Here is a 10,658-nt window from a genome sequence, read left to right as displayed (position 1 = left end):
ACAGTTTAAGTTATAGCCTACTAATTGCTAAACGATAAGTTCGATTCTCCAACTAATCGCTAAGTAATGAGTAGATTTCTATGTCATATTTTCAAATTTTCCATAAAGCAATCAATTTTTTCTTTTCAACTATTTGCTAAACGATAAGTTCAATTTTCCAGCTAATCGTTAAGTGATGAGTAGATTTTTAATGGTAGATTTTTTAAATTTTCCATAAAGCAATCAATTTTTTTGGCTAATTACTAAACGATAAGTTTAATTTTCCAACTAACTGTTAAGTGATGAGCAGATTTCCAATAGTAGATTTATCATGTTTTCATAGCGCAATCAATTTATTTTTGATTTTCATTTTGGCTAATCGTTAAATGATAAGTCCGATTATCCCACTATTTGCTAAGTGATGAGCAGATTTCCTATAGTAGATTTATCATATTTTCATAGAACAATCAATTCATTTTTGATTTTCATTTCAGCTAATCGTTAAACGATAAGTTCGATTATCCCACTATTTGCTAAGTGATGAGCAGATTTCCAATAGCAGATTTATCATATTTTCATAACACAATCAATTTATTTTTGATTTTCATTTTGGCTAATTGTTAAACGATAAGCTCGATTATCCCTCTAATCTCTAAATGATGAGCAAATTTTTAAATTCAAATCATAACTGAATATTTTAATGATGAGAATTAATTTTTCCTCTTTTTGAGTCTACTATTTAGTTGTGTGTAGGATGAAAAAAAATAAAAATGTAAAATACGTGTTAAATCTAAAATATTTTTCAAAATATTCATTGATTATTCTGTAAATACACTTCATTTATAAAGGGAAAAATCTTTCTTTTAATTGATTCCTACAATATATTCTTACTTTTTGTGTGCATTGCACAAAATTTTACAAATGATATTCCAAATTTAATCCAAATCTTTACACACATAATACCTTAGAGAGTATTTCAAATCATTGAATTGGAATAGTAATTAAAATAATGAAAGCTTAACTATCAATTAAAGCGATGTTGATTTGTACTTAATTGTCGCACTTGAAAAATGTAAGTTATAGATAACCAGTATTTTAATATTTTTCATTTGTTCAAGGACAAATATCGAACAAATGATATGTAGCTACTATTTCAAAACTTTGTTTTCGTGATGTTTTAGAGAACATCAAAAAAAAGTGATTAGCATGGTAATTACATATTGAAAAAGCGATGTGTGAATTACTTCCTATTCCCAAACAGAATTTAATAACGCAATTAAAATTAAAAACAAAGGAGAACACTGTATGGCAAAACGAAAGCACATGCCTAACAACAAACACAAAGGACTCTTTATTTACTGTCATGTCTGTAAAAAACATTTCTCATGGACACGAAAAACAGTCTTGCGAAATACAAAAAAAGTAAAAGAAGAACCTACATGTGGGGAAACAGGCAAAAATTATTCAACCTGCAAGAATTTTGAAAAGCATCGGTACAAATCTCGGTTGCATGTACCTGGAAGTGATGGACGCAAAGCGAGTAGAACACACGATGCTACCAATTATGCAGATGCGGTAATTCAAGCAATTGATTTCGAAAAAGAATTCAAAGCTGAATTACAAGGCTTAGGACAACCGATTGAAATTAGAAATCGACAATATCTATTTGATATACAACTACGATATATAGATTTTTTAGATAACATTGATGTTCCCGAACATCAAAAAAATACCTTGTCCGATCAGCGAAAAAATGAAATTGTAAACTGTTTAAAAATATTCAATGAAGCATTAGCAAAACATAACATCAATAAAAAGCTATTAGTTATTAATCGTATTGGCGATATGCATGTTGGTCTGTTCCATGATTACTTATTAATTGATAAGAATTACAGGGGAGCTACCTACAATGGAAAAATGACTGCGGTAAAGAAATTTTTTGTTTGGGCAATTGATAAGTATACTATTAATATGAAGAACCCATTTGAAAAAGTTAGACTGCTTCCTGTAGCAGTAAGACGTGATACGATCAAAAAAGATGAATTTAAAAATCTATTAAAAATTATAAAACCTGAAAATGGTATAGAAATCAAAGGGAAATACAAACGTAATAGATATAAACTATATTTAAAAGATGCTTTAGAACTTGCTTTGCATACAGGAGGTAGGCGTGAAGAAGTTGTCGGACTAAAATGGAATATGATTCGTGAGAAAGATGGCGAACCTATTTATATAGAAGTTCCCAATCTAAAAGTAAAAAGAAAAAAAGGAACTCGTTTCGACATTGATGTTCCACCGAAGATTATTCCTGTAACAAAAAGCTTAAAAGCGATATTATTTCGTTTGGGATATAATATGAACAAAGGAAAGGATAGACACCTTTTAAATCCAGATAAAAGAACAGCTTCATCAACCAAATCAATGAATGAAGCTTTGTCATTAGGATTTTCACATTTTTACAATCAACTAAATACAGGGCGAGAATTGAAGTTTAAATGTCTTAGAAAAACATACTTGACATATTTATCTTCGACTTTGAAAGGAGATGCAAAACGTCTATCTTCGCACGCAACAGATACTGTACTAAAAAAGCACTATATTGATGAGCGAATCGTAGACAAAGCTATTAAAGAATTAGATATATTTGAAGATTAAAAAAATAGTAAAACGGTACTCTTTGGCGGTACTCCTGTGAAAATAAAGAAAATGTGAATTAATGAAAAATAGGAGTAAGTGAATCAAATTTAAGGGGTTACAATTTTAAATTTTAGAAATCAAAAAACTGACCAACAGTTAACAACAAACAACAAACACACAACACAACAATAATGAGCAACACAATTACTGCTACGAACTTTAATTTTCCGAATCAAACAGCAAAATACACAGGAAAAGTACGTGAAGTATATACAATTAACGATGATTTATTGGTTATGATTGCATCCGATCGCTTATCAGCATTTGATGTCGTAATGCCAAAAGGAATTCCATACAAAGGACAAATCTTAAATCAGATCGCAACAAAAATGATGCAAGCTACCGAACATTTGGTACCAAACTGGTTGATTGCCACACCAGATCCAAACGTAGCTATTGGTCATATGTGCGAACCTTTTAAAGTAGAAATGGTGATTAGAGGATATTTGTCGGGGCATGCAGCACGCGAATACAAAGCTGGCAAACGTATGCTTTGCGGAGTAGAAATGCCTGACGGAATGATTGAAAATGATCAATTTCCAACACCAATTATTACTCCAGCAACCAAAGCTGAAATGGGCGAACATGACGAAGATATATCTCGTGAAGACATTTTAGCCAAAGGAATTGTTTCTGAAGAAGATTATATTCAATTAGAAAAATATACGCGTTTATTATTTGAAGAAGGAACTAAAATTGCCAAAGAACGCGGTTTAATTTTGGTTGATACGAAATATGAATTCGGAAAAACAAAAGATGGTAAAATCGTACTGATTGACGAAATTCACACACCAGATTCTTCTCGTTATTTCTATGCAGATACTTATGCAGAACTACAAGCCAAACAAGAACCACAAAAGCAATTATCGAAAGAATTTGTACGTCAATGGTTAATTGGTAATGGTTTTCAAGGAAAAGAAGGACAAGAAGTTCCTTTTATGAGTGATGAATACATTGATTCAGTATCAGATCGTTACATAGAATTGTATGAAAATATTACAGGAGAAAACTTTGAAAAAGCAGATGTTTCTGATATTCTAAACAGAATAGAAACGAATGTAGTTTCTTTTTTAGAAAAATAGATTTTTATAAAATAATTGACTGTTTTACAGTTGTATAAGCGAACTTTGGTTCGCTTTTTTTATGAAACTTGTGTAGATTTAAATCTAATTTTATTGTTTTAGAAGAGATATAAATAATTTTCTAGAGATATATTTTAGCTTCTACACAAACTATTTGTTGTTATTATAAAAAAAGTAGCATTAATTCTTTGTCATATTTTTAAAAAAAGTATATTTCACTAGAGATATAACTTACCAGAAATGAATCGTTTTTTACTCATATATATACTCAGTTTTTTTGTGTTTTTTTCTTGTTCGAAGTCAAGTTCAAAAAAAAATACAAGTGATGTTGTCAAAATTCTTGAAAAGGCTGAACAATTGGTATTGGATCATCAAGGAATTGAAACCGATTCTATCATGCAACTTCGTATGGAGTATTACCACAAAGCAAAAACCTTCAATGATTCTGTCCATATATATCGTTCGCACTTCTATTTGGGTGAATTTTATCAAAGCAGAGGAATTTACAAAGATGCCATGTCTGAATATGAGAAAGCGCTACAACATATATCTGATGATGCAGACAGCGCACGTTATATTCAAACACAAATCGCTATAGCTACTACAGAAATAGAGTTAGGAAATAAATACAAAGCTGGAAACATACTATTAAATGCTTATGAAGTTGCTGAAAGAAACAAGCGCACTATGCAACTTATTAATATTCATGGGAATATGGGGATTTTAAGCTTAGATTTAAAAAACTTTACAGAAGCCAAAACAAGTTTTAAAGACGCTATTACTACAATAGAAGAGGAAAAGTTGATAGAGAAAGATTCTATTGATTATGTAGAAGATTATATCAACTATCATATGTTTCTAGCAAAGGCATATCAAGCCGAAAAACTTTTAGATTCTGCCATGCTGTATATTGATAAAGGAATCATTATTGCAAATTACTTTAACGATACTGAAGGAAAAGCGTATTTATTTGAATTAAAAGGAAAAACATATACTGCACAAGGAGACTTTACCGCAGCTCATGAAAATTTAACCAAATCAAAAACCATATTTGATGATTTAGGAAACGAAAAACAAATTTCTAAGATCATATACTTATTGGCAGATTATCATTTCCAAAAAGGTGAACCTAAAGAAGCTTTGGCTTTATTGGATGATTTAGAAACACGTTTTCAGTCAAGCCACTTACTCATAGGTGATTATTATGATGTTTTATTGTTGAAAGCAGCAGTGTATAAAAGCACAAAACAGTTTGAACAAGAATCAATCTATCGTCAAAAGTCAACAGATATGCGTGATAGTATTCTTGCAAATGAAAACAAGGCAACTGTCTTTCAAACCGCTACACAATACGAAATTGAAAAGATTAAGAATCAATTTGAAGTACAACATCAAAAAGATGAAAAACGTTTTTATACCTTCTTAGGTATTGCTATTACAGTCATTGGTATATTTGGGTTCTTACTTTACAGACAATTTAACAACAAGAAAACCAAAAATAACATCACAGAAAAGCAAGATGAAGTTATAGAGAAGAAAGACAAAAAAGAACCTCAAAATGCAATTAAAAGCGATAAAACTGTCGATGAAATTCTTCAAAAATTAAAACACCTAGAAGCACAAGAGTTTTACTTAAATCCGAAGTATAACTTATATGCTACAGCTAAAAAGATTGAGACCAATACAACGTATTTATCTAGTCTACTTAATACGCACAAAAAGATGACATTTACGGAATATTTAAACAATCTTCGTATTCAATATACGTTAGATCGATTAGAAAATGATAAGAAATTTCGTATGTACACTATCAAAGCAATTGCCAAAGAAGTTGGCTATAAAAGCCACGGATCATTCTCAAGAGCATTCAAAGCAAAAACAGGTGAGAATCCTTCTACTTACTTGAAAAAAATACGATAAAAAGGTTGTTCAATTTATAAAATGGCAAGACATGTTGTAACATTCATAACATACAGTTGTGTATATTGAATAAAACTAATAAATATACTCATCATGAAAACCCAGCGAAAAATGTTATCCCTCAAAAAAATACAAATAGCAAAAGTAGACTCTTTTATGATTGTGGGAAGAGGATTAGAAACAGGTGAAATTGATTGTGCCGCAGACGAATCAAGAACACCAAAAGGAGGAAGAACACAATCAACTTCGTTTGATGCAGATTGTAGCACAGCAGCAAGTTAATTCAGAAAATAAAAATGTATGTATGTAAAGGCTTCTCATCATTAAATGAGAAGCCTTTCCTAATAACAAGTAAATAAACTCAAATTTTAAGAAGTTTGACTGTCATCACAAGTATAGACTTGCGGACATGCAAAATTAGCAAGGTAACATTTAATACCTCCAGTTACGCGTCCTGCACAATCGCATCCACAGTTGAGACTTCCACCTCCATTAATTTGGCTCTGATTTTCCTTCGAAATAACAGAAACTCCTTTGATGTTTAAGATGTTTTTTTTCATGATTTAAAGTTTTTAATTTTCCTTACTCTATTTAGGCTTTTCAGGTAACACCATTTTTAATATAAATATGCAATACAGTAGTATCTTTTGGGATAATGATTTGAATGTTAAAAGTCAACTACCTTTGGGTGAGCATACGAAGCATTGAACGGAAACAATTAAAAGCATTTCGGCATAAGCTTCAGCATTTAAATCTTGATTATCGAGTACACAACTCAAATTTTAAGATTCTTGGCTGTCATTACAAGTATAAACTTGTAGACATCCAAAGTAATTCTGACAATACAAAGGTCCTGTAACACGTCCTGCACAATCGCATCCGCATTTTGATAAATCTATTCCTCCAAAACCCCATCCAGCTCCACCGTTAATTTCACTTTGTTTTGCTTTGGAAATTTCAGATACTCCTTGAATGTTTAAAATGTTTTTTTTCATGATATAAAGTTTTGATTTTTCCTTACTCTATTTAGGTTTTTCAGGTAACACCATTTTTAATATAATATGCATACAGTACTTATGCTTGGGGAAGCAAATGTATTTTGTATATAGGAGTAGTATAAAATAATTGGAGCGTTTTTATATCAAAAAGACTTCTGATAAATATCAAGAAGCCTTTTCTTTCCCCTAATATAGTGTATCAGTAAATGTGACTATATTCTCAATAAAATTACTATGTAATCCTTTGATTAAATGTCTTGACCGCAAGTATAAACTTGTGGGCATGCCATAAACCATGGGCAATATTTTGGACCAGTTACGCGTCCTGCGCAATCGCATCCGCATCTAGATAAATCATATCCAGCACCACCATTAATTTGGCTTTGATCTTCTTTTGAAATAGAAGTAGCTCCTTTAATGTTTAAAATGTTTTTTTTCATAATAAATATTTGTAGTTAATAATTACGATTAATGATGTTTTAAGCCACTCATCATTTTATACCATAAAAATAGACCTACTCAGCGTTGGAAAAAAGTGCTTGTCTTGCTGTTTTAAAAAACAAGCTATTCAATTTATAAAACAGAAAGGGTAAATTCACTCTAAACAATAGCTATAAAACCTAGAAGTATTCTATATTTGCCACGTTAAAAAACTATCCGTGATTTTACAGAACTACACAAAAGAATTTGCTTACAATTTAAAACTTGCTTCGCCTATCATTTTAGGAATGTTGGGGCATACTTTTGTAAGTTTTGTAGATAATGCTATGGTAGGTCAATTAGGAACAGCTGAGTTGGCTGCAGTTTCTTTAGGTAATAGTTTTTTATTTATTGCAATGTCGATTGGAATCGGATTTTCTACAGCAATCACTACATTAGTAGCAGAAGCAGATGCAGAAGAAAACAAAGTAAAAGTAAAAGGTGCATTAAAACATGGTTTGATTCTTTGTACCATCATAGGAATTATGGTTTTTTTAGGCGTAATGCTCGCAAAACCATTAATGTATCGAATGGATCAACCAGATGAAGTTGTAACACTCGCTATGCCATACTTAAACTTAGTTGCTGCTTCGTTAATTCCGTTAATCATGTTTCAAGCTTTCAAACAATTCACGGACGGATTATCACAAACAAAATACGCCATGTGGGCAACTTTATTGGCAAATGTTGTGAATATCATCATCAATTATTTCTTAATCTTTGGAATCTGGATTTTTCCAAAATGGGGAATCATAGGTGCTGCCATAGGAACGCTAGCTTCACGAATTGTAATGCTCGCATTTATCTGGTTATTATTACGTTACAAAAAGAAATTTAAAGAATACGTTACAAACTTCAATTTTAAAGAAATCAAAAAATCAGTATTCAAGAAAATTATTTCGTTAGGGTTTCCATCTTCTTTACAAATGTTATTTGAAGTTGCCATTTTTACAGCTGCAATTTGGTTGTCAGGTATTTTAGGAAAGAACTCTCAAGCAGCAAATCAAATTGCATTAAACCTATCGTCAATGACGTTTATGGTGGCAATGGGATTAAGTGTCGCAGCTACAATTCGTGTTGGAAATCAAAAAGGATTGAAACGTTTTTCAGAATTACGCCGTATTGCGTTATCACTATTTTTACTCGTATTCATTATAGACGTAATCTTCGCAATAATGTTTATGCTTTTGAATAATTGGTTTCCAACCTTATATGTCAATGAAAATGATGTTGTAAACTTGGTAGACAATCAAGAAGTAATTATGATTGCTGCACAACTATTGTTGGTATCGGCTTTCTTTCAAATTTCTGATGGCATACAAGTAGTTGGCTTAGGCGTTTTACGTGGATTACAAGATGTAAAAATTCCAACAGTCATTACATTTTTTGCCTATTGGATTGTTGGTTTTCCAATTTCATACTATCTCGGATTATACACAACATACAAAAGTGAAGGAATATGGATCGGTTTACTTGCCGGATTAAGTGTTTCTGCAATATTATTGTATATTAGATTTAATTATTTATCAAAAAAACTTATTAATAAGCAAGTTGCTCATGGAGTTACCTAAATTTTTATTGGGCGATAACACAGATTATCCCAATGCGATTTTTATCATACATACCGAATTCCCAAGATTTATCATCAACCTAGAAAATGACGAAGTAGAATGGTTAGAGGAATTTGAAAAAGAAGATGAAAAACAACTCTCTTCGGAAGCCGAAAACTTATTTCAAGAAGCCAACGACTTTTATGACCGTGAACTGAGTCGTTACGACGATTAATAGCAAGCTATGGTTGATCAACTTATTAACTTTGATAAAGAATTATTTTTATTCTTAAACGGACTCGGAACAACAACCTGGGACGGTTTTTGGATGTTTATCACGAATAAATATTACGCAATTCCACTGTATGCTTTCTTATTGATTTTAATCTTGAAAAAGCACAACAAAAAAGAAATATTTTTCACCTTAGTTTTAGTCGCGCTGTTGATCACGATTACAGATCAAACTGCGAATTTATTTAAGAAGACCCTTTTTTTAAGATTCAGACCATGTCATACGGCTGATCTAATAGAACATATGCGATTGGTGAAAACCACGATTGTAGATGGTCAAATAAAACCTTATTGCGGTGGACAATTTGGATATTTTTCTGGTCATGCATCTAACGCAATGGCATTAGCTACTTTTATTGGCTTGGTATTACAAAAGCATTACAAATACATCATTTTTATTCTATTATTTTGGGCTGCATTAGTTGGCTATAGCCGAATTTACATTGGAGTACACTTTCCTGGAGATGTTTTTACAGGAATGATTGTTGGTGGAATTTATGGAGGAATCATCTTTAAACTCCGACAGTTTTTGATACGGAAATACGCTTAAATTCCTATACTGTATTAAATTAACTATTGAGTAACTTCAATAACTGTTGTGCAGCATTAAATGGCGAGATCGTACTGTTTTCGGTCGCATTCAAATAAGAATCTAGCTCATTTTTTACTTTCGGATTGCTAAAAAAGTTATGTTTCAAGCGTTCTTCAATGGTTTGTAAAAGCCAAAAACGATTTTGTTGTTTTCTATGGTTTTCAAAATACTGATTGGCTTTGGTACTTTCGCGGAAATCTTCAATCATTTGCCATACATCATCAATTCCTTGTTGTTTCAACGCAGAAGCTGTGATCACTTTAGGAAGCCATTCTGAGGCTTTTTGAGGATAAAGATGCAAAGCACGCTTAAACTCGGTTCGCGCCATTTGCGCACGTTTTACATTATCACCATCAGCTTTATTAATTACAATCGCATCAGCCATTTCAATAATTCCACGTTTAATTCCTTGCAATTCATCTCCGGCGCCAGCCAATTTCAGCAATAAAAAGAAATCAACCATACTATGCACAGCTGTTTCACTTTGTCCAACTCCAACAGTTTCAATAATAATGGTATCAAAACCACAGGCTTCACATAAAATAATGGTTTCGCGTGTTTTACGAGCAACACCACCAAGTGAATCACCAGAAGCAGACGGACGAATAAAAGCATTTTCATCCTTCACCAAATCTTCCATTCGGGTTTTATCACCTAAAATACTTCCGCTAGAAATAGAACTACTAGGATCTACAGCTAATACTGCTACTTTTTTCCCTAAACTGGTTAAATGCTTTCCAAAAGCTTCTATGAATGTACTTTTTCCAACACCAGGAACACCTGTAATGCCAATACGAATTGAATTATTGGCATGAGGTAAGCATTTTTCAATAATTTCAGTAGCTTTCGCTAAATGTTTTGTGTTTTTACTTTCTACAAGTGTAATAGCTCTACTTAGCGCTACTTTATCATGATTTAAAATTCCAGCAACCAAATCAGCTACAGAAGGTTGTTTTCTTCTATTTCTTTTGATGGAATCTACAGATGATTTACTAATGAAATCAGGCTGCGAAATCCCATCTTTTTCATGTAAAGCAGATGTATGTTTTGGTTTTGTGCTCAAGTTTTT

11 protein-coding genes are annotated in these 10,658 nt (G+C 31.8%); 7 read left to right on the top strand and 4 right to left on the bottom strand.

The genetic code is table 11. The features are described 5' to 3' along the window. Positions 1-1,284: 1,284 nt before the first annotated feature. From ACOQOS_RS03805 to ACOQOS_RS03790, 4 genes are all read left to right on the top strand, one after another. Positions 1,285-2,634 carry a hypothetical protein gene (locus ACOQOS_RS03805; protein ID WP_420573636.1) on the top strand — a complete coding sequence of 450 codons (1,350 nt, stop codon included), beginning with the start codon at positions 1,285-1,287 and terminating at the stop codon, positions 2,632-2,634. 173 nt (positions 2,635-2,807) lie between these two features. Further along, complete coding sequence (locus tag ACOQOS_RS03800; protein ID WP_420573635.1) at positions 2,808-3,758, top strand: phosphoribosylaminoimidazolesuccinocarboxamide synthase; 951 nt, start codon at positions 2,808-2,810, stop codon at positions 3,756-3,758. A gap of 240 nt (positions 3,759-3,998) precedes the next feature. Beyond that, positions 3,999-5,678, top strand: coding sequence for a helix-turn-helix domain-containing protein (locus ACOQOS_RS03795; RefSeq protein WP_420573634.1), 1,680 nt, complete (start codon positions 3,999-4,001; stop codon positions 5,676-5,678). Between the two features lie 111 nt (positions 5,679-5,789). Further along, entirely contained in the window at positions 5,790-5,960 is a 171-nt protein-coding gene (locus ACOQOS_RS03790) for a hypothetical protein (protein WP_420573633.1), read from the top strand. Between the two features lie 86 nt (positions 5,961-6,046). Here ACOQOS_RS03790 and ACOQOS_RS03785 read toward each other — a convergent pair whose 3' ends face one another. The 3 genes from ACOQOS_RS03785 to ACOQOS_RS03775 form a co-directional block, all read right to left on the bottom strand. Continuing rightward, entirely contained in the window at positions 6,047-6,238 is a 192-nt protein-coding gene (locus tag ACOQOS_RS03785) for a hypothetical protein (protein ID WP_420573632.1), read from the bottom strand. 222 nt (positions 6,239-6,460) lie between these two features. After that, positions 6,461-6,673: a hypothetical protein gene (locus tag ACOQOS_RS03780; RefSeq protein WP_420573631.1), complete on the bottom strand. Its 213-nt coding sequence runs from the start codon at positions 6,671-6,673 to the stop codon at positions 6,461-6,463. A gap of 251 nt (positions 6,674-6,924) precedes the next feature. Next, positions 6,925-7,116 (bottom strand): hypothetical protein, encoded by a 192-nt coding sequence (locus tag ACOQOS_RS03775; protein ID WP_420573630.1) that lies wholly within the window; start codon positions 7,114-7,116, stop codon positions 6,925-6,927. A 219-nt stretch (positions 7,117-7,335) separates the two neighbouring features. Between ACOQOS_RS03775 and ACOQOS_RS03770 the strand changes: the two genes are divergently transcribed. From ACOQOS_RS03770 to ACOQOS_RS03760, 3 genes are read left to right on the top strand one after another with little or no spacing between them, the layout of a single operon-like run. Then, positions 7,336-8,727, top strand: coding sequence for an MATE family efflux transporter (locus tag ACOQOS_RS03770; RefSeq protein WP_420573629.1), 1,392 nt, complete (start codon positions 7,336-7,338; stop codon positions 8,725-8,727). Then, positions 8,714-8,941, top strand: coding sequence for a hypothetical protein (locus ACOQOS_RS03765; protein ID WP_420573628.1), 228 nt, complete (start codon positions 8,714-8,716; stop codon positions 8,939-8,941). The genes ACOQOS_RS03770 and ACOQOS_RS03765 overlap by 14 nt, the downstream gene beginning before the upstream one ends. Positions 8,942-8,950: 9 nt before the next feature. Next, a complete protein-coding gene (locus tag ACOQOS_RS03760; protein ID WP_420573627.1) occupies positions 8,951-9,547 on the top strand; it encodes a phosphatase PAP2 family protein in 597 nt (198 codons plus the stop codon). A gap of 19 nt (positions 9,548-9,566) precedes the next feature. Here the strand turns inward: ACOQOS_RS03760 and meaB are convergent, their stop codons facing one another. Further along, complete coding sequence (gene meaB, locus ACOQOS_RS03755) at positions 9,567-10,652, bottom strand: methylmalonyl Co-A mutase-associated GTPase MeaB (protein WP_420573626.1); 1,086 nt, start codon at positions 10,650-10,652, stop codon at positions 9,567-9,569. Between the last annotated feature and the right edge of the window lie 6 nt (positions 10,653-10,658).

The sequence above is a fragment of the Kordia sp. genome (assembly GCF_965224175.1).
GTDB lineage: Bacteria > Bacteroidota > Bacteroidia > Flavobacteriales > Flavobacteriaceae > Kordia.
This window is presented reverse-complemented; position numbering and strand designations above follow the sequence as displayed.